The organism is Alicyclobacillus fastidiosus, assembly GCF_026651875.1.
In the GTDB taxonomy this organism is placed as follows: domain Bacteria; phylum Bacillota; class Bacilli; order Alicyclobacillales; family Alicyclobacillaceae; genus Alicyclobacillus; species Alicyclobacillus fastidiosus.
Window position 1 is genome coordinate 4803919 of record NZ_CP104067.1, and the last position, 18897, is coordinate 4822815.

Genomic DNA, 18897 nt, shown 5'->3' on the forward strand with positions numbered 1-18897 from the left:
TGCGGGAGCAGAAAATTTTTGCACCCCAAGTTCATCATCATGAACTTGGGTCTGTCCTCCAAGAGTCAAATGTCAGCTTGTGAACTTGTTATTCCCTAACCGGTGTAACTCCTTTTCTTCCTAAGTGGTGTGATTCCACTTGCGAAGCCTATACTGTAAGCTTTGTCTGCTTACACCGAGCGCTCGTGCTGTCGCAGACACATTTCCTTCGTTTTGTGATAAAACTTTTAGAACGTAAGCTCGCTCATACTGCGACAACTGAGCCTGTAAATTTCTCTCCTGTGTAAATGATCCATAATCTGGGGACTGGCTGCTATTGTGACCATTTGGAGTATCATCCAAGGCGTTTACGCGGCGACGTATGTGCATAGGGAGATGTACAACATCAATTTCCCCATTATCCATTACCATGTTCATTGCACCTTCGATGGTATTTTCGAGTTCACGGACGTTGCCTGGCCAAGGGTACGTGAGGAAGTATTTCATTACCTCGTCAGAGACACCCTGAACCTGCATTCCAAAGAGTTCGTTGTATCTCCTGACAAAGAAGTCGGTAAGGCTAGGTATATCATGTTGACGTTCCCGCAGTGGCGGTAGAAACAGAGTTACAACGCTAAGACGATAGTATAAGTCCTTCCGGAGTGTCCCTTTGACCACATCATCCAGTGGATCTTCATGAATTGTCGCAATGATCCGCACATCGACCGTTCTATCCTGTGTGTCACCGAGGCGGCGAATCGTCTTCTCTTGAAGTGCCCGAAGAAGCTTGGCCTGAAGGGATAAACTCAGCGAATTCAATTCGTCGAGTAGAATCGTACCCCCATCCGCTTGCTCAAGGAGTCCCGGCCGATCAATGGCTCCAGGAAACGCGCCATGCATGGTACCGAACAATATGCCTTCAATGAGGTGCTCTGGCAAGGCGGCACAGTTTTGCGAAATAAAAGGTCCGGCGGAACGGGGGCTTGCGTGGTGAATGCTTTGAGCAAACAATTCCTTGCCTGTTCCAGTCTCCCCAACAATAAGAATGGACGAGTTTGTCCTAGCCGCTCGCTTTCCATGCTCCATGACTTCAACTATATTTGAACTCTCGCCAACCAAACTATCGAACGTGTACCGTGTTTCCCCGCGTTTTAGAATGTTCTCCTGAATTCGTTCAATTTTGGTGATATCGCGCGCGATTTCCACAGCCCCACAGATTTCACCTTTTAGAATAATTGGCATTGTGTTGTTAATCGTGGTCACCGATTCGCCCTTCAAGTTGTAATACGTCTGTTTTACGTTGAAAGTTGAGCGGCCAGTTTGCACTGCATGAAGCAATGTACTGTACCCTTCATCAGGGAAGGTGAAGACGTCAAGGACATCCTTATTCAATACATCTATTGCCGACATAGACTCAATGTCCGCCATTTTTTGATTGTAAATCACTGTTTTCCCAGATGCGTCTACGACATGGATTCCTTCGTCAAGTTGATCGACCAGGAACTCATACATTCGAATCAGATCCCGAGTTTTATTTTCTGAGTCATTTATATTTGAGTTTGAGTTCGCCACGCATATCACCCCAATGGGTTAATTACCTGCAAATATTGAAATTCATTGTGCTACTTAAGTAGTTTACTTGGCACCCGACCACACCGCAAACGTTTTTTGCACCTGCAATAAATAAAGGCAATTGATTTATGCAAATCGTTTTTGCATCATGAACTTTGTAAGCGCTTATTCAAACTCGAATCACCATTTTCAGCATCACAATTACTTCATTTCCGACCTGCTTAGATTGAAAAAATATGAGCCGTTCTAAATGAGGAGGAAATAAGCTATGATTCCTTACTTACCTGAAGCATTCACGGATTTCTCAAAGCCGGAGAATGAAGCAGCATTTACTGCCGCTTTCGAGCGTGTGTCGTCGCAAATGGGCCAAAGCTACCCGCTTATCATCGGCGGCCGCGAGGTTCACACTGACAAGCGCAATGAATCTCGTAACCCATCGAACTTGGAACAAATTGTAGGATTCGTAGCACAGGCGGACAAAGCCATCGTCGACGAAGCATTTCAAATCGCTTCCAAAAAATTTACCACTTGGTCACAAGTAAGCCCAGAGGAACGTGCCGGCTATCTGTTTAAGTCAGCTGCCATTATTCGCCGCCGCAAGCATGAATTCTCTTCTTGGTTGTTGTTGGAGGCAGGGAAGACTCGCGCTGAGGCAGATGCAGATACGGCGGAGTGCATTGACTTCCTAGAATATTATGGCCGCCAAATGTTGCAGTTGTCCGAGCGAGGAAAACAGACGCTAATTTCATATCCAGGTGAGGAAAACCGACTCGAGTACATCCCGCTTGGAGTTGGCGTGGTTATTCCACCCTGGAACTTCCCGCTCGCAATCATGGCAGGGATGACGGCAGCAGCGATTGTTTCTGGTAATACCGTCCTCTTGAAACCGGCAAGTCAAACTCCGGTCATTGCCTACCGCTTCTATGAGGTTTTGAAAGAAGCTGGACTCCCCGACGGCGTCGTAAACTTCGTACCAGGTGATGTAGGAGAAATTGGGGATTACATGGTCGACCACACCACCACTCGGTTTGTTACCTTCACCGGATCGCGCGGTATTGGTGTCCGCATTTATGAACGTGCCTCTAAGGTCCATGAGGGCCAAATCTGGCTCAAGCGTATCATTGCTGAAATGGGTGGCAAGGACTCCATCATTGTCGATGAGGGAGCAGATTTGGACTTGGCCGCACTAAACATCGTCAATTCCGCGTTTATGTTCAGCGGCCAGAAGTGTTCTGCATGTTCGCGTGTCATTGCACATGAAGCGATTTATAACGAACTCCTGGACCGTGTGGTTGAAAGGACTCGTGCACTAACCATTGGCGATGCCATAAACGCAAACACCAAGGTTGGACCAGTTATCGACCAAAAAGCCTACGATAAAATCAGGAGCTATATTGAGATCGGAAAGCAAGAAGGTCGTCTCGTATGCGGCGGTGAGACTTGGGACAAACCAGGGTACTTTGTGTCTCCAACCATTTTCGCTGATGTGCCTGCAGACGCACGCCTCTCTAAAGAGGAGATTTTTGGACCTGTGGTCGCGTTCACAAAGGTCAAGACGTTTACAGACGCCATTGCGGCGGCGAACAACACAGAGTTTGGTCTGACCGGATCTGTTTTCACAAAAAATCGTGAACACGTCGAAGAAGCACGCCGTACGTTCCATGTAGGCAACCTATATTTCAACCGTAAATCTACTGGTGCTTTGGTTGGCGTTCATCCGTTTGGCGGCTTCAACATGTCTGGTACCGATTCAAAAGCCGGAGGACCTGACTATCTCTTGCTGTTTACACAACCCAAACTCAGTTCAGAAGTTCTATAAGTACTAAGCACCCACGGTCGCTCAGGGACCGCGCGTCAAATCACAAAAGGAGGAACTATCCGTGCAAAATACAATATCGTCCCCAAAGACGCTTGAAGAACAATACGGCGCAAAGAATTACCATCCTCTCCCTATTGTTTTGGCGAAAGGTGAGGGTGTTTGGGTTGAGGATACCGAGGGCAAGCGATACATGGATATGCTCAGTGCTTATTCAGCACTGAACCAGGGTCACAGACATCCGAAGGTGATTCAAGCACTTAAAGACCAAGCTGATAAAATTACGTTGACGTCACGGGCCTTTCACAATGACCAACTCGGTTTCCTGTACGAAAGTTTGGCCAAAGTCACACAAAAAAACATGATTTTACCGATGAATACGGGTGCTGAGGCGGTTGAAACAGCGATTAAGGCAATTCGCCGTTGGGCCTATGATGTTAAGAAAGTCCCTGACAATCAAGCCGAGATTATCGTGGCTTCGGGCAATTTCCATGGCCGCACCACAACGATTATCTCCTTTAGCTCAGATACGGAATACCAACGTGCGTTTGGCCCGTTGACGCCTGGTTTCAAAATTGTGCCTTATGGCGACATCGAGGCACTCAAGGATGCAATTACGCCCAACACAGCTGCATTCCTTGTGGAGCCAATCCAAGGTGAAGCAGGGATTGTGATTCCTCCCGAGGGCTTTATTCAATGTGCCTATCAAATCTGTAAAGAAAACAACGTCCTGTTCGTAGCCGATGAAATTCAAACTGGCTTAGGACGTACCGGAAAAATGTTTGCCTGTGATTGGGAGCAAGTCGTGCCAGATATGTACATCATCGGCAAAGCGCTAGGAGCGGGTGTCATTCCGGTTTCGGCTGTTGCTGCAGATAAGGAAATTCTCGGCCTGTTCGAACCAGGATCACACGGTTCCACATTTGGAGGAAATCCACTGGGCAGTGCGGTCGCCGTTGCAGCGCTTAAAGTTATTGAGGAAGAAGGATTACCGGAACGGTCCCGCATACTTGGCGAGTATTTCCTTACCAAACTGCTCACGTTGAGCAATCCGGTTATCAAACAAGTGCGGGGCCGCGGGCTGTTCATAGGACTCGAGTTGACGACAAAGGCTCGTCCATATTGTGAGCAGTTGAAAGACCTCGGTCTTCTGTGCAAAGAGACCCACGAAAACACGATTCGCTTCGCCCCGCCTCTCATCATTACAGAGGAAGAGCTCGATTGGGCATTCGATAAGATTCAAACTGTGTTCCAAATGTAATGAACCAACAGCGATGAATGACATGGGGTGGCATGAATGAGCACGGTCACTGAAAACAAAACAGCACGACAGGAACAGGATGTTCTTTCCTCGACACAACAAGTAATTCTTGATGCGTTGACACATCTAGGCTACGGTCCAGCGTACTACGAACTGTTAAAGACTCCTCTACTCACACTGACAGTTCGGATCCCGGTACGGATGGATGACGGATCGGTCAAGGTATTCACAGGCTACCGAAGCCAACACAACAATGCTATTGGGCCCACCAAGGGCGGAATTCGCTTCCATCCTAATGTAACGGTTGAGGAAGTCCAGGCTCTTTCCATGTGGATGTCGGTTAAGTGCGGCGTCGTGGGACTTCCTTACGGGGGTGGTAAGGGCGGTATCATTTGCGATCCACGGGAGATGTCAGTTGGGGAACTGGAGCGGCTGAGCCGGGCCTACGTCCGCTCCATCAGTCAAATTGTTGGTCCGACAAAGGATATTCCAGCACCGGACGTGTACACAAATTCGCAAATTATGGCTTGGATGATGGACGAATATAGTAATCTCCGTGAGTTTGATTCCCCTGGATTTATTACGGGTAAGCCGTTAGTTCTCGGTGGATCGCAAGGTCGGGACACAGCTACGGCCAAGGGTGTTGCCATCTGTATCGAGGAAGCTGCGAAACGACGAGGCATTTCCCTCCAAGGGGCAAAAGTGATTGTTCAGGGATTTGGAAACGCGGGGAGCTACCTGTCGAAATTCATGCATGATGCGGGTGCTGTTGTTATTGGTATCTCAGATGCATACGGAGCCATTTATAACGAAAATGGCTTGAATATTGAAGAGCTATTGGATATGAGAGATTCATTCGGCATGGTAACGAAAAACTTCAAAGACACCATTTCAAACAAGCAACTACTCGAGATGCCTTGTGACATTCTCGTACCGGCTGCCATTGAGAACCAAATCACGATGGAAAATGCCCATCGTATACAGGCACAAATCGTCGCGGAAGCGGCGAACGGGCCAACGACATTGGATGCCACAAAAGTGCTTTCAGAAAACGGCATCTTGCTCGTTCCGGATGTATTGGCTAACGCGGGCGGTGTGACCGTGTCTTACTTTGAATGGGTGCAGAACAACCAAGGACTCTACTGGACTGCACAAGAGATCGAACAACGCTTACGAGAAGTTATGATCAAGTCGTTTGAACGTGTGTACGATATGGCTACTACTCAGGATGTGAACATGCGTCTTGCCGCATACATGGTAGGTATCCAAAGTACAGCGGAAGCGATGCATTATCGCGGTTGGGTATAAAAGTCCGGAAGAAAGTTCCGTTTGTCATGTCGTTGGTTCGCCTTGTCATCACGCAAGCATGTATGGAGAAGAAAGTTGGGGTTACGGTTGAAGGAGTTACGCATCATCGGAGTTCCGTCTGACCTTGGGCAAGGACGGCGCGGTGTAGATATGGGACCAAGTGCGATTCGATACGCAGGTCTTGACACAGCGCTTGAACGCCTTGGATACCAAGTGAAGGATCTCGGCAATATCAACGTTCCGACGCCAGAAATGCATGAACAAACGCAGAACACAAAACTTCGGTATTTGAACGAGGTTAAGGCTGTCTCTGAGAGTCTGTGCGGCATTGTAAGTACGGTCGTTTCGGAAGGACACATACCACTCGTTCTCGGCGGCGACCACAGCATTGCGATTGGCAGTCTGGCCGGCATGGCGCAATCTAGCACCAATTATGGCGTCATCTGGTTTGATGCACACGGGGATATGAATACAGAGGAGACAACTCCCTCTGGAAACATCCATGGTATGCCCCTCGCTGTTAGTCTTGGTTATGGTCATGAGGATTTGACCCGAATTGGCGGCTGCACACCCAAGGTGAAACCGGAGAATGTTGTACTCGTTGGCATTCGTTCAATTGACGAAGATGAAGCGAAACTGATCGCCAAGGCTGGCATTCGTTGCTACACGATGTCAGAAATCGACCGGCGCGGCATGGCTGTCGTCATGGAGGAAGCGATTGAAATCGCATCGAATGGAACAGACGGCATCCATCTGAGCCTGGATCTTGACTCCCTTGATCCGACGTTTGCTCCTGGCGTTGGTACTCCAGTCAATGGTGGCGTCACATACCGTGAAGGACACTTGGCGATGGAAATGTTGTCAGCATCGAACGCCATCGTTTCCGTTGACGTTGTTGAAGTGAATCCTATTCTTGATGAGCAAAACCGTACGGCCGTAATGGCTGTTGAACTCATTGAGTCATTGTTTGGGAAAACGGTTCTCTAAGGACATACGCTCGTGCCGATTATGTGGCTGCAGCCCATGTGTTTACATGGACACAAAAATCTACTCGCCAGTCTACCTTCAGTCCCCCGAATGTCATTGTAACCATTCGATGTCCCATTGGCGTCATGACCTGGCGCCAATGGGGCTCTTGTAGGCTACTGTACGGTAAAATGCAGGGGCCCTGTGGTCTTACTGTGGCTTTTTTAGAGGTCTTAACTCGCCAAAGATGGCGGATGGGTCAAGGAATAATCCCCCCACGTTGGCACCATCGGACTTAAGCCGTACACACTTTATTTCTCCCATTGTTCTTGGCCTCGTATAATGCTTTGTCAGCAAGGTCAATGAGTTGTTCTGGAGCGAGTAATCGTACGCTTGTTGCAACTCCAATTGAAACCGTCACCGTAAATCGCAACTGTTCATCAAATTGGTGATTTTCGACCGCATTTCTAATACATTCTGCGACATCAGTGGCCAATTGTATTGAGCAGGAAGGAAGAATGATCGCAAATTCCTCGCCGCCCTTTCGGGAAACAATGTCGCCTGGCCGACAGTTCATTTTCAGTAGTGTTGCTGTTTGCTTTAATACACTATCACCAACAGAGTGTCCGTAAGTGTCATTTATGCTTTTGAATTTATCAACATCAATCATCAATAGTGAGAACGGCTCAAATCTTTCTTTGGATGACTGCATGACATATTTCAATCCATAATCAAACTGTCGGGCATTCACCAAACCAGTAAGGAAATCTAACTCAGATAACTGTTTAAGTTCTGCTTGGAGATCAAAATAATGTTTAAGTGTGTAAATAATAAATTGAACCAAGAATCCCATTACAATCACTAGTATGTAGTAAATCACAAATAAGTTGGGTGACACATGACGAATAAAAACTGAAACCTGGACCAAACAATACACATATAGAAGCAGCGTTTTATATGGTTGCTTCTTGATAAATCGACTTAACAAAGGTGTAATGATTCCCATCAGGATAATGCTTACGGCCCCTTTGTATGAAACCGAATTGACACCAAGCAATAAGACTCGCCCTGCGCCAATCAAGATGGCTGACGGCAAAGATGATAGTACTCCGCCATAGGACGCCGCGACTACTACAGGAATCACACGCAGGTCTAAAATGGTGTTACCTTCCAAGCGCAACGAAAAAAACATTAAGATGTTACCACTGACTCCCGTTATGAAACCGAGCAGTAATTTCGTTCTTTTATTAGAAACACCTTGGTTTCTAAACGGAAAAAAGCCAACACATGTCAAAGTAAACAGAATACATGCATTAACGAATAGTGCACGCAAAAACTTTACACGCCTTTCTCGAACGATCCTCTTCCCGTCAGTTCAATAGCAGTGTTGCCCATAAAAGGGTATGTGAAATCATAACACGTCAAACAAAATAGCAGTCAACATAGCCCGACTGCCCACTTGTCCAACCAAACCTTCCACGAAATCAAGGAAGAGGTCTTCCAGCGAACGATTGTCTCCGCGTGCGCGGAGCTTCTCGATGGAATCCTGGAATACGAGTTTGCCGTGATCGATGATACCAACGTGTGTCGCCATCTGATCGATCTCGCCAAGCAAATGGCTGGACACGACGACCGTGATGCCGTGCTGTGCGGGCATGTCTTTGACGAGTGCTCGAATCTCGTGGGTGCCGGCGGGATGGAGCCCGTTGGTCGGTTCGTTCCTCACCTCGGTCCTGACTTTACAGGACCAAACTTACAAGACGAGAAACAGTACCTTAACAAAACCTTAATTTCGTTCAGGCAGTTCCACCATAAATGATATCCTAAAAATAGAAGATAGGCGGACCCGTGTTTTCATGGGTCGAGGAACTTATACAATGCGAGATCACAAACTTATGAAAGGTGATGACTATGGCACGCGTTTTGCTGATCAACGCAGGTTCCGAAGCACATATCAATCCAACCCTCGGTGTGGTTCAAGAACTTATCCGTCGTGGCGAAGAGGTGGTTTACTTTACGGCGGAGCAATTTCGTGATCGCGTCGAAGCAACGGGCGCAGATGTGATCACGTACGATGTGGGCAAATTTCTGGAGGCGTTCCTTGCCGGGGGCCGCAATCCTTGGGCTCGAGTGGGGGGACTTTTGCGTACCGCCGACATCGTCATTCCCAGTGTCCTGGAGCAAACAAAAGGAGAACGTTTTGACTACATCATTCATGACTCGATGTTCGGCTGTGGGCGTTTGCTTGCACAAATACTCGACCTGCCGGCAATCAACTCTTGCACGAGTTTTGCATTTCAACAACACAGCTTTGACAGTCTACAAGATCACCTAACGCGCCATTTTCCAGCAGACGCGAATGAACGTGCTCAACAGGAGTTTCAACAGCTAGTCAGTAATGTACAAGCAAAATACGATGTGCAAATTGGCTCGGCCTACGAGGTTTTCTGCAATCCCGAGCCATTGACCATCGTCTACACGTCGAAACGCTTCCACCCCGATGGAGAAAGCTTCGAGGAATCGTACAAGTTTGTTGGACCGTCTATCGCTTTGCGTTCTCATGGTCAATTTGATTTTTCTCATGTAGACACGGACAACCTGATTTACATATCACTCGGTACCGTGTTCAATCAAGCAGTTGATTTTTACAAGCTCTGCTTTGCGGCGTTTGCGAACACGAAGTACACAGTAATTCTATCCGTTGGGGAACAAACCGAGATAACGCAATTGGGAGACATTCCTGCGAATTTCATTGTCCGCAATTACATACCGCAACTCGAAGTGCTGCAACATGCCAAATTGTTTATCACACACGGGGGGATGAACAGTACAAGTGAAGGTCTTTATTACGGTGTGCCGCTGATTGTACTGCCCCAAAGCGCCGACCAACCTATCATTGCGCGACGTGTGGCGGAAATCGGTGCGGGCATTCACCTAAATCAAGAAGGCTTAACCGCACGAGATCTCAGAGAGGCGGCGGAACGTGTGCTCGAGGATGACTCAATTCGAGAGGTGTGCGTTGAAATTGGCGGTTCGTTCCGGGCTGCGGGTGGGTATCGCCGAGCCGTCGAGGAGATCTTCGCGTATAAACGAAGTCTAGGGATGACTGAATAGTCGAGTTGCACCTTGGAATTGTCAATCGCAAATCGGCTGACACCGATTAAAAGTCGCGGTGTCAGCCGATTTGTTCAATAAAAACCACTCCCGCGATAGAAACCCTGGAATCACTTTTATAAATTAAGACAACTTGAATTTCAGTACGTTAGACAGCAATTCCTCCGACACGTCGGATAGTGATGAAGATGACGCTGCGATTTCCTGCATAGAGGCCAGCTGTTCTTCGGTAGTTGCAGAAATATCTTGCGTCCCATTGGACACCGTGGTGGCGACTTCTGAACTTTCCTCGATGGTTACGGCAAACATTTTTGTTGCAACTGAAATCTCTTGAATTGAGGTGCAAACTTCACGAATCATATTTGCAACATCGGTAACCGAATCGGTAATTGTGCGGAACGCATCTCCAGCAGAATTGACTGATTCAATACCCATAGAAACTTCCCGGTTCGTTGCTTCCGCAGCGGACATAGCATCATTGGTTTGATTCTGGATTGTAGTAATAAGCGCCATAATTCGTTCAGCCGATTTATTTGATTGATCGGCTAGTTTCCGTACCTCGTCCGCTACTATCGCAAATCCTTTTCCATGCTGACCAGCTCTTGCGGCCTCAATCGCAGCGTTAAGCGACAGGAGATTCGTTTGCGTAGCAATCTCCTGAATCACATTCACAATTTGGCCGATCTCCTTCGATTGATCTCCAAGTTCCTTAACAATAGTCGTTAGCGATTTCACCGTATTATCAATCGATTTCATCTGGTTGATGGCCGTTGATACGGATTCCTGACCCTCACCTGCCATTGTCGTAGCATGTGACGTAAATGTAGACGAATGTTCTGCACTGTCCGCGATATCTTGCATCTTAGCCGACAATTCCTGAACTAGTAGAGAACTAGCTTGAATACTTTGAGCCTGTTCTTCACTGCCTGTCGCAATTTGTTGAATAGTTTCCGCAATGTTTTGCGTCGCTTGGGCCGTTTGCTCCGCACTTGCTGTCAATTGTTCTGATGAAGCTGCCACTTGTTGTGCATGAAGCTCTACTTTGGAAATGAGTGCGCTCAGATTGTTTTTCAATAAGTTCGTGGCTTCAGCAAGGTCTGCGATCTCATCGTTCGATGAAACCAGCATGTCTTCCGCTGTGAAATCCCCACCTGCGACCTTTTTCAGCTTTGCTACCACGATGTGGAGTGGTTTTAGTGCCCGCCGAGTATAAATCGCTCCAGCTAGTCCGATTAGTATTGCAATGATCCCAATCACCATGCCAATAAGTGTACCCTGGTGACCATAGCGAATGGTCGCATTTGATTCATTGGTAACACGTGCCTTTGCATCTGCGGTCATTTGATTAAATGCACTTTGCAGATTCGTGAATACGGTGGTTTCAGCCGACGTATCAAAGATCGTGTGATTTGCGGTTGCATGGTCTTGAGCGTCTTGTTGTTCGACTTTATGTACAAGGTCCAGGTACGCATTCGCCGCATCCATTGCGGTGTTTACGTGCTTTCGTTCCTGAGGGTTTAAATCAGCAATTCGAGAAATCGATTTCAACGAATTTAAAAGGTCCGACTCCGCGCTATTCATAGCCGAAATGACAGCACCTGTAGTAGCCTTGGGCGTATTCGCCGGAATCCCCGCCAAGTAAAGCATGTTATCATCATCTGTCATAAAATCGAGATTCGCCTTCTGTGAATCAATTGTGTACATCAAATCTTCATTTTTGATTTTTGATACCTTGTTGTTCATGTTCATTGACATAAAATATGTAGTAGCTGCGTTCCCAGCGATAAACACTCCGAGTACACACAGAACTGCTGTGACTCGTGAGGATAACGCTATGCGTTTTTTTTCTAACACTTGAGTTCCCCCTGATCTACGATGCTTACAATGACTTCGAAATAAGCCGATGATGCCTATTCATTATAGGGTAGATATAAAATAATTAAATAGGCTGCCAAACGTCTTTTCACTCGAAAAGCATGCGCTCTTCCAAAGTTTCTTCAGGGTTAGTCATCTTGAGTTAAACCGCCCATACACAATATGGGGCCAATGCCTTCTGTCGCAGAAGCCCCGAATAGTTTAGAATGAACCGTGAAATTACTTGAGATGCTTGTTCATAAAAGCTAATAGTGTTTGTCCTAGAGCGGTAAGCACGACACCTGTTCCGTTACATTTATCGCATGGAACCCTGCCTTCTTCCGATTCCACTTCGCCAATCCCGTTACAATCCCAGCATTGAAGTTCTAAATCGTCCATTGAAATCTGCAAAACGCTAACTCCTTTCAAATCACACCTTACTAGATATAACTAAAGCATAGTCCCGTAACCACGGGATGTCGTGATTCACGTTCATGCAAAAGTCATCAGGCAGTCTTTCTGGCTGATTGTCTCTTCTAGCGAATCACAAGTCCTTTTCAAGACATAACACCATGAGATAATCAATGACCTCTACGTGAGGATGGTCGTCCATGACTCCTACTAAACCAATTCTTCACGGGTAGCATTTACAACGAACCCTCGTTGCACCGTTACTCTTTACCGTCAGGTATTGGCGACATCATTGCCGCTGTGTGGCAATTCGGACACGTGACGTAACGGTTATATCCAATGATTTGCCAAAACCACGATAAAGTAGGTGCATTTTCTGGCGCGGCAATAGGGGTGAGTTGGTGTTTTGATGTATTAGAGGATGGAGTGTGAGTCATGAATATTGGTACGCTTATAAAAAGCTTCGCGAGTTGTTAACCAAATTTTTCACATTTAACACAACCACTTAGCTCCTCCATCCAACTCAGACAACTTCGAATCAGTGGTCTTTGGTCGATTTCGATATTCAGACGGAGATAGTCCAATTTGCTTACGAAATACAGTTGAGAAATGGGCCGCGTTGACAAAGCCTACTGAGGCTGCGATATCGGTTACGCTGAATTCACGTTCATCTAAGAGTCGCTTCGCTTGTGCAATCCGCTTTTGGAGTAAATACTCTCTAGGTGTTACACCCACGACTCGTTTGAAAATGTGGTGAAGATGATACTGATTGATGTGTAGACCATTTGCCATGATACCCAATGTGAGCGGCTCGCTGTGATGGGCATCAATGTAATCCATCGTCTTGCGCGCAAGTTCTTCGGCTGGCCATTGAAACTGATCGGGCTTGCAACGTTTACACGGGCGGAAGTCGGCGTCCATCGCAGCATCGATCGTCAAAAACACAACAACATTGTCGCGCTTTGGTATTCTCGATTTACAGGATGGCCGACAAAAGATACCCGTTGTTTTCACAGCGTAAAAAAACTGCCCGTCGTACGCCGAATCACAACTGGCGATAGCATTCCATTGTTCTTCCTGCATATTGGTTCTCCCCCTCTGCGTTGAGTATAGTCCCCCATTTACGTCTTGATAAGGATGTTGAAGATGAAACGACAAGATTACAAAAGCCTAATCACCTGTGAACTGATAAAACTGAAGTGAGAAGTCATAGCTATTTTGGAGGAAACATCATGAAGCTAAAGGACGTCATCATGCTACTGTTATTGGCCGCATTATGGGGAGGTTCATTCCTTTTTATGCGCATTGGCGCACCCGTATTAGGGCCACTGGTTCTCATTGAGCTTCGGGTTCTGTTAGCAGGCATTACGCTGGTTATTTTTGCTCTGGCAAGTAGACACCGAATCCATATTGTACACAAGTGGTGGCAGTACCTAATACTCGGCGCAAGCAACGCCGCACTTCCATTTACACTAATCTCCTTCGCAGAATTGCGACTTGACGCTGGATCGGCCGCAATTCTGAATGCGACAACCCCGATGTTCACTGCTCTAGTCGCCTGGCTATGGGTAAAGGACCCGTTCACCGTGAAAAAGCTATCCGGCGTCATACTCGGCGTTATTGGGGTAGGAATTTTGGTAGGTTGGGGTGGAAGTGGACATGGTTTACATCTGTGGCTCCCCGCATCGTTTTCATTAATCGCTGCGATTTTTTACGGTATTGCAGGTGTGTTTTCCTCCAGACATTTTAAAGGCGAGAAACCGATGGACATGGCCATTGGCCAACAACTCGGAGCCAGTCTCATATTGTTGCCGTTTAGTCTAGCAGCCTTACCCCATGAACTGCCTTCTCGTGTCGTCATGTTCTCCGTCGTTGGCTTAGCGGTACTTTGCACAGCCGTCGCTTACCTATTCTACTTTGCCCTAATACAAAGCGTCGGCCCAGTGAAGACCTTGACCGTCACTTTTTTGGTTCCGGTATTCGGAGTGCTATGGGGTGGGCTGTTCCTCGATGAGCAGATCACTGTTCGATTGATTATCGGATTGCTGATTATTCTGTCCAGCGTCGCGCTGGTGGCGAATATAAATTCCAAGAGAAAAGGAACGACAAGTTCCGTTGCTCCAGAAAACTGACGAGAAGCTCCACCAACGTCCCTGAAAGCAGAGGTTGTTTTAGTCAACATCGTCCATTCGTCGAACTGGTCCTATAACGCCAGGTTAGCGAACAATGCATGTTCTTGGTCGCTAAGTCCACAAATTATGGAACTTAGCGACTGATGCCCGTTTCGTGACCATCCCGAACTATCCCAACAACTGTTGAATCTTATCCAAAGCCACGCTGTCCGACACGGCTTGGACAATGTCCGCCGGCGACGGGTTTAATCCCAACCACGGAACCACACCTAGCACGTCGATGCCGGTGACCTCGCGAATCATTTGTAAGTTATGTTGTTCCGCGACGCCGACGGGTCGCCGGCGCCCGTAGCCGTTGACGATGATCCCACCCACCTGCAAACCCTGACGTTGTGCATAAGCGACGGTGAGTGCCGTATGGTTAACCGTACCGAGGTCCGGCCTGGCCACCACAATCACCGGAAGGTTCATCACTTTGGCGCAGTGAAAGACCATCGCATCCGATGTGTAGGGCACGACCAATCCTCCTGCCCCCTCGACAATCCAATGCCTATGTCGCATTTTTATCGCATCGTAGTGACTCACAATATCCTGTAAGGTGACCCTTTGCCCGGCTCGTTCCATCGCCAACCGCGGTGCGAGCGGCTCTTCATAGGAAAAGGGGCAAATGGCGTCCAATTCGTCGTCGACGCCGCTGAGGTCCTTTAACCGGGCCGCGTCTCCCGAGGGATCGCCGGCTAGGTTGCCACTCTGCATCGGCTTAAACACTCCGATGTCCGTCCCGATCGCCCTCAGCGCCGCCGCAATCCCACCAGCCACCAGGGTCTTGCCGATCTCCGTATCTGTCGCAGTGATGAACAGCCCGCTCAAGATATCACTCCTAATCCACGCCCTGCGGTTTTGCATGCAACGATAATCTGATCAAGGTCTTCGTCCGAGTGAGTCGCCATTAGCGTCAGCCGAATTCGCGAAGTTCCCGACGGTACCGTTGGGTGGCGGATGGCCGTTGCAAATACCCCGCCCGCTTCCAGGCGTCGACAGAATTTCAGCGTTTGCAGAGGATCTCCCAGAATGACGGGGATGATGGGTGCTTCCCCCGGTGGAACCTCAAACCCTTCACTCACCAGGCCGCGTCGAAGCTGCTTTGTCAACGCGTGCAGTCTATGCCGACGGCCGCCCTCCGTCTGGATGATCTCAATAGCCCGCAAAGCCGCCGCGAGTACAGGCGGCGACAGCGCCGTGGAAAACACGAAAGGCCGCGCGCAGTTGACCAAGTAGTCGATGAGCACGCGCGCCCCGGCAATAAACCCACCCTCCGCTCCGATGGCCTTGGACAGCGTGCCTACCTGAACCGCAATCCGCTCAGCCGGAATACCGTAGTAGTCCGCCGTGCCACCACCATGTTCGCCAAGCACACCCGTCGCGTGGGCATCGTCCACCATCACACAGGCGCCGTAGGAGTCGGCGAGATCGGCGATGGCGGGCAGGTTTGCCAAATCCCCGCCCATCGAAAAAACCCCATCCGTCACAATGAGCCGCTCCCCAGAGACCGGAGTGTCCTCTAATTTGCGGCGCAAGTCATCCATATCGTTGTGGCGGTAGACCACGACAGAGGCTTTCGATTGGCGGCACCCATCAATGATGCTCGCGTGGTTGAGTTCGTCGGAAAAAATCACATCTTCCGTTCCGACCAGACAGGAGAGTGCCGCCAAGTTCGCCATGTACCCGGTGTTGAACACAAGCGCCGCTTCGGTGTGCTTGAGCTCGGCGAGGGCCGACTCCAGTTGAAGGTGCAGCTCTGTCGTCCCCGTAATCAGACGAGACCCAGACGCTCCCGTCCCGTACCGCGCTATCGCATCTACCGCAGCCGCCCGCATTCGCTCGTCGTCGACCAGTCCCAGATAGTTGTTGGAGGCGCACATCACCAACGACCGTCCATCTACCTGAACCCGTGGCCCGGAAGCACTGCTCATGCTGCGCAGACGGCGGTACAGCCCGGCCTCTTTCAGCTGATCCAGCTTGTCCTGAAGCCTCTTCATCAGCTTTCAACCACCCGCACCTGAGCCTCGGTCACTTCGGCGATGGCTTGATGCAGAATCGCTGTCATCTCTTTGAGATCTTCCAGTTTCGCGGCGAGCGGAGGCATAAACACCATCACATCAGTCAGGGGCCTGACCAGCATCCCCAAGTCACGGCACCTTCTGGCGACTCGGCTGCCGATACGCTCCTGCAGCGGGAATGGATCCTTTGTGACCTTGTCTTGGACCAACTCAACCCCCACCATCAATCCACTTTGCCGAACGTCCCCGACGTGGGCTAGCGATCGGATAGGCTCTAGATAGTGATGCAGTTTTGCAGCTTTTCGTTCCACCTCAGCCACGAGGTCGCTTTGTTCAAACAGCTTCAGGTTCGCTAGTGCCACCGCACATCCCAACTGGTTCCCGGTATACGAGTGACCGTGGTACAGGGTTTTGAACTCCTCGTAGTCCGCGTAAAAGGCATTATAGATCTCATCAGTGGTCAAGGTGGCTGCAACCGGCAGATAGCCCCCTGTGATGCCTTTGGCAACCGTTAAAATGTCCGGGGTGACGCCATCGTGTTCACAAGCAAACATCTTACCGGTTCGCCCGAACCCAGTGGCTACTTCGTCTACAATGAGCAAGATGCGGTAGCTAGAGCACAGATTCCGCAACGCGCGAAGATACCCCGGGGGCATGGGAACCATTCCCCCTGCTCCCTGCACGGGTTCCACAATCATCGCGGCAATTTGGTCCCCCTGCTTCTGGAATAGCTCCTCCACGGCATGCAGAGAACCGTTCACCACGTCTTCCCCCGACTCTCCGTACGGATTTCGATAGAGGTTTGGGAACGGAACTTTCAGAGATGGAAACAGCAAGGGTGCGTACACCTGATGGAACAGATCGATAGATCCCACCGAGACAGCCCCCACTGTATCCCCATGATACGCCTGACCCATCGTCACAAACGTGGTTTTGCCTTCTACACCCTGGTTTCGCCAGTACTGAAAGGCCATTTTCAGCGCGATCTCGACGGCCTCCGCGCCCGAATCCGAAAAAAATACTTTCCGAAGGCCACTGGGCGCAATGGATATCAGCTTCTCTGCCAACAAAATGGCCGGTACACTCCCCATCCCAAGCAGTGTCGAGTGAGCAATCGAGTTCAACTGCTCGCGAATCGCCACATCTAATTCGGACACCCGGTGGCCATGGACGTTGAGCCAGACCGAAGAGACCCCGTCCCAATACTCATTCCCTTTGACATCGCGCAATCGGCAACCGCGGCCGCTCTCGATAATCACCGGTTCATCCGCTAAATATTCCTTCATTTGTGTAAATGGATTCCACAGGTACCGACGGTTTTTTTCACACAGTTCTTCATATGTCATGCCGTGATAGGTCACCAAAAATCCCCCTTCATCACGCGTCCTTGCCAACTATTGCAGCCAACAGCAATTGTTAACATACATTCTATACGAGGTTAACAATTAGATCTAGACGCGGACAAAGAGCCGGCAAAACCTCATCACTAGTACTCCAAAAGAGTAGATTCCACATGGCGCATAAAACCCCGTTACTTTCAGTTGGGTTATCAGGCGCGCAGTCGACGCCGCGGTTTGCGCCCCGGCCCCGCCTTCTTGTTTGTCGCCTGTTGTGCACTGTCGTGAAACATCCAAAACGGATCAAACCCAAGTGCCGTAAACGGCCACTGTGAACTCATCTTCCGCAAGTCCTGAAACATCGGGGGAAATTGGGACCCGTCACCTTTTTCGCCGTCACGATTGCCAAGAGGGTATACCATGAATTGCTTGACCCAGTCCGGTACCCCCTCTGGAAATATCCCGGAACTGGAATTGGGCATGTTTGTCCACCAGGGCATCTTCTGGCCTTCTCCACTAAAAAACGACTTCATGAAATCCTCCCACATGTCGCTCACCCCTTCATAATATTCAATGAAAAACATATCCATAAGGTGATCCGCATTGCGGCGCAATGTTTGGATGACACGTCCCGAGAGGAGTTGAACGGAACCTGATGTTCAGATCACGTCGCATTCTTCGCAATCAGACGCTGATAATTGACGAACTCCGACGCACGAACCAACTCCTGAAGTCCATACCGGAGCAAATGGCCAACGCGCCAGGGACCATCAACATTCAAAACCTAAAAATCGAACAAGCTACGCTGGATAAATTGCTCTTTCAACTGGAGCGAATCGATGTAAAAGAACTCAGTGGCACACTGAACTTGGGGAATAATTTTCAATTGGACAACCCTGAAAAACGTGTTCTGTCGAACAAGATTCCGAAACTTCAAGGGCTCATTCAATCGGGTGCGGAACACTCCGACGCAGCGAAGGTCGACTCGGATGCACCCTCGGATGCGTGCCCGCAGGCCGACCGTCCCAACGTGACGACGACAAACAGTGGCTACATGGTAAAGGTCACGAGAGATTAGGAGGGAATC

17 protein-coding genes are annotated in these 18897 nt (G+C 49.1%); 7 read left to right on the plus strand and 10 right to left on the minus strand.

Annotation, left to right across the window (positions count from 1 at the left end; translation table 11 throughout):
- Positions 1-120 precede the first annotated feature (120 nt).
- Positions 121-1491: a sigma-54 interaction domain-containing protein gene (locus tag NZD89_RS23530; RefSeq protein WP_268005116.1), complete on the minus strand. Its 1371-nt coding sequence runs from the start codon at positions 1489-1491 to the stop codon at positions 121-123.
- A 328-nt stretch (positions 1492-1819) separates the two neighbouring features.
- Between NZD89_RS23530 and pruA the strand changes: the two genes are divergently transcribed.
- The 4 genes from pruA to rocF all read left to right on the plus strand — a co-directional run bounded on the left by pruA (position 1820) and on the right by rocF (position 6923).
- A complete protein-coding gene (gene pruA, locus NZD89_RS23535) occupies positions 1820-3370 on the plus strand; it encodes an L-glutamate gamma-semialdehyde dehydrogenase (protein ID WP_268005117.1) in 1551 nt (516 codons plus the stop codon).
- A 61-nt stretch (positions 3371-3431) separates the two neighbouring features.
- Positions 3432-4628, plus strand: coding sequence for an ornithine--oxo-acid transaminase (locus NZD89_RS23540; RefSeq protein ID WP_284285823.1), 1197 nt, complete (start codon positions 3432-3434; stop codon positions 4626-4628).
- Between the two features lie 36 nt (positions 4629-4664).
- Positions 4665-5936, plus strand: coding sequence for a Glu/Leu/Phe/Val family dehydrogenase (locus NZD89_RS23545; RefSeq protein ID WP_268005118.1), 1272 nt, complete (start codon positions 4665-4667; stop codon positions 5934-5936).
- Positions 5937-6023: 87 nt separating this feature from the next.
- Positions 6024-6923: an arginase gene (gene rocF / locus NZD89_RS23550; RefSeq protein WP_268008595.1), complete on the plus strand. Its 900-nt coding sequence runs from the start codon at positions 6024-6026 to the stop codon at positions 6921-6923.
- Between the two features lie 274 nt (positions 6924-7197).
- Here the strand turns inward: rocF and NZD89_RS23555 are convergent, their stop codons facing one another.
- Together NZD89_RS23555 and NZD89_RS29335 are read right to left on the minus strand one after the other, a co-directional pair.
- Positions 7198-8235 carry a GGDEF domain-containing protein gene (locus NZD89_RS23555; RefSeq protein ID WP_268005119.1) on the minus strand — a complete coding sequence of 346 codons (1038 nt, stop codon included), beginning with the start codon at positions 8233-8235 and terminating at the stop codon, positions 7198-7200.
- 78 nt (positions 8236-8313) lie between these two features.
- Complete coding sequence (locus NZD89_RS29335) at positions 8314-8628, minus strand: P-loop NTPase family protein (protein ID WP_326492885.1); 315 nt, start codon at positions 8626-8628, stop codon at positions 8314-8316.
- A 185-nt stretch (positions 8629-8813) separates the two neighbouring features.
- Between NZD89_RS29335 and NZD89_RS23565 the strand changes: the two genes are divergently transcribed.
- On the plus strand, positions 8814-10016 hold the full coding sequence (locus NZD89_RS23565; protein WP_268005120.1) for a macrolide family glycosyltransferase: 1203 nt from the start codon (positions 8814-8816) through the stop codon (positions 10014-10016).
- Positions 10017-10139: 123 nt separating this feature from the next.
- Here the strand turns inward: NZD89_RS23565 and NZD89_RS23570 are convergent, their stop codons facing one another.
- The 3 genes from NZD89_RS23570 to NZD89_RS23580 form a co-directional block, all read right to left on the minus strand.
- On the minus strand, positions 10140-11870 hold the full coding sequence (locus NZD89_RS23570; protein ID WP_268005121.1) for a methyl-accepting chemotaxis protein: 1731 nt from the start codon (positions 11868-11870) through the stop codon (positions 10140-10142).
- A gap of 240 nt (positions 11871-12110) precedes the next feature.
- On the minus strand, positions 12111-12281 hold the full coding sequence (gene rtpA / locus NZD89_RS23575) for an anti-TRAP protein (RefSeq protein ID WP_268005122.1): 171 nt from the start codon (positions 12279-12281) through the stop codon (positions 12111-12113).
- 492 nt (positions 12282-12773) lie between these two features.
- The gene (locus NZD89_RS23580) at positions 12774-13364 is read right to left on the minus strand and encodes a bifunctional transcriptional activator/DNA repair enzyme AdaA (RefSeq protein WP_268005123.1); all 591 of its coding nucleotides are present in this window, start codon (positions 13362-13364) and stop codon (positions 12774-12776) included.
- A 149-nt stretch (positions 13365-13513) separates the two neighbouring features.
- On the opposite strand from NZD89_RS23580, the gene NZD89_RS23585 reads away from it, so the two are divergent.
- The gene (locus NZD89_RS23585) at positions 13514-14413 is read left to right on the plus strand and encodes a DMT family transporter (RefSeq protein WP_268005124.1); all 900 of its coding nucleotides are present in this window, start codon (positions 13514-13516) and stop codon (positions 14411-14413) included.
- Between the two features lie 168 nt (positions 14414-14581).
- On the opposite strand, the gene bioD is transcribed toward NZD89_RS23585, so the two are convergent.
- From bioD to NZD89_RS23605, 4 genes are all read right to left on the minus strand, one after another.
- Positions 14582-15283 carry a dethiobiotin synthase gene (bioD, locus tag NZD89_RS23590; protein ID WP_268005125.1) on the minus strand — a complete coding sequence of 234 codons (702 nt, stop codon included), beginning with the start codon at positions 15281-15283 and terminating at the stop codon, positions 14582-14584.
- Positions 15280-16452 (minus strand): 8-amino-7-oxononanoate synthase, encoded by a 1173-nt coding sequence (gene bioF, locus NZD89_RS23595; protein ID WP_268005126.1) that lies wholly within the window; start codon positions 16450-16452, stop codon positions 15280-15282. Before bioF ends, bioD begins: the two co-directional genes overlap by 4 nt.
- Positions 16452-17819, minus strand: a complete 1368-nt coding sequence (gene bioA / locus NZD89_RS23600) for an adenosylmethionine--8-amino-7-oxononanoate transaminase (RefSeq protein WP_268008596.1) — start codon at positions 17817-17819, stop codon at positions 16452-16454. Before bioA ends, bioF begins: the two co-directional genes overlap by 1 nt.
- 203 nt (positions 17820-18022) lie before the next feature.
- Complete coding sequence (locus NZD89_RS23605; RefSeq protein ID WP_268005127.1) at positions 18023-18343, minus strand: hypothetical protein; 321 nt, start codon at positions 18341-18343, stop codon at positions 18023-18025.
- A 122-nt stretch (positions 18344-18465) separates the two neighbouring features.
- Between NZD89_RS23605 and NZD89_RS23610 the strand changes: the two genes are divergently transcribed.
- On the plus strand, positions 18466-18888 hold the full coding sequence (locus tag NZD89_RS23610; protein ID WP_268005128.1) for a hypothetical protein: 423 nt from the start codon (positions 18466-18468) through the stop codon (positions 18886-18888).
- Positions 18889-18897: the final 9 nt, after the last annotated feature.

What these genes read in the sequence shown, in the direction of transcription:
- NZD89_RS23530 (WP_268005116.1), bottom strand. Translation starts at nt 1,491, where the DNA reads ATGTATGAGTTCCTGGTCGATCAACTTGACGAAGGAATCCATGTCGTA.
- pruA (WP_268005117.1), top strand. Translation starts at nt 1,820, where the DNA reads ATGATTCCTTACTTACCTGAAGCATTCACGGATTTCTCAAAGCCGGAG.
- NZD89_RS23545 (WP_268005118.1), top strand. Translation starts at nt 4,665, where the DNA reads ATGAGCACGGTCACTGAAAACAAAACAGCACGACAGGAACAGGATGTT.
- NZD89_RS23565 (WP_268005120.1), top strand. Translation starts at nt 8,814, where the DNA reads ATGGCACGCGTTTTGCTGATCAACGCAGGTTCCGAAGCACATATCAAT.
- NZD89_RS23580 (WP_268005123.1), bottom strand. Translation starts at nt 13,364, where the DNA reads ATGCAGGAAGAACAATGGAATGCTATCGCCAGTTGTGATTCGGCGTAC.
- NZD89_RS23585 (WP_268005124.1), top strand. Translation starts at nt 13,514, where the DNA reads ATGAAGCTAAAGGACGTCATCATGCTACTGTTATTGGCCGCATTATGG.
- bioF (WP_268005126.1), bottom strand. Translation starts at nt 16,452, where the DNA reads ATGAAGAGGCTTCAGGACAAGCTGGATCAGCTGAAAGAGGCCGGGCTG.
- bioA (WP_268008596.1), bottom strand. Translation starts at nt 17,819, where the DNA reads ATGACATATGAAGAACTGTGTGAAAAAAACCGTCGGTACCTGTGGAAT.
- NZD89_RS23605 (WP_268005127.1), bottom strand. Translation starts at nt 18,343, where the DNA reads ATGAAGTCGTTTTTTAGTGGAGAAGGCCAGAAGATGCCCTGGTGGACA.
- NZD89_RS23610 (WP_268005128.1), top strand. Translation starts at nt 18,466, where the DNA reads ATGTTCAGATCACGTCGCATTCTTCGCAATCAGACGCTGATAATTGAC.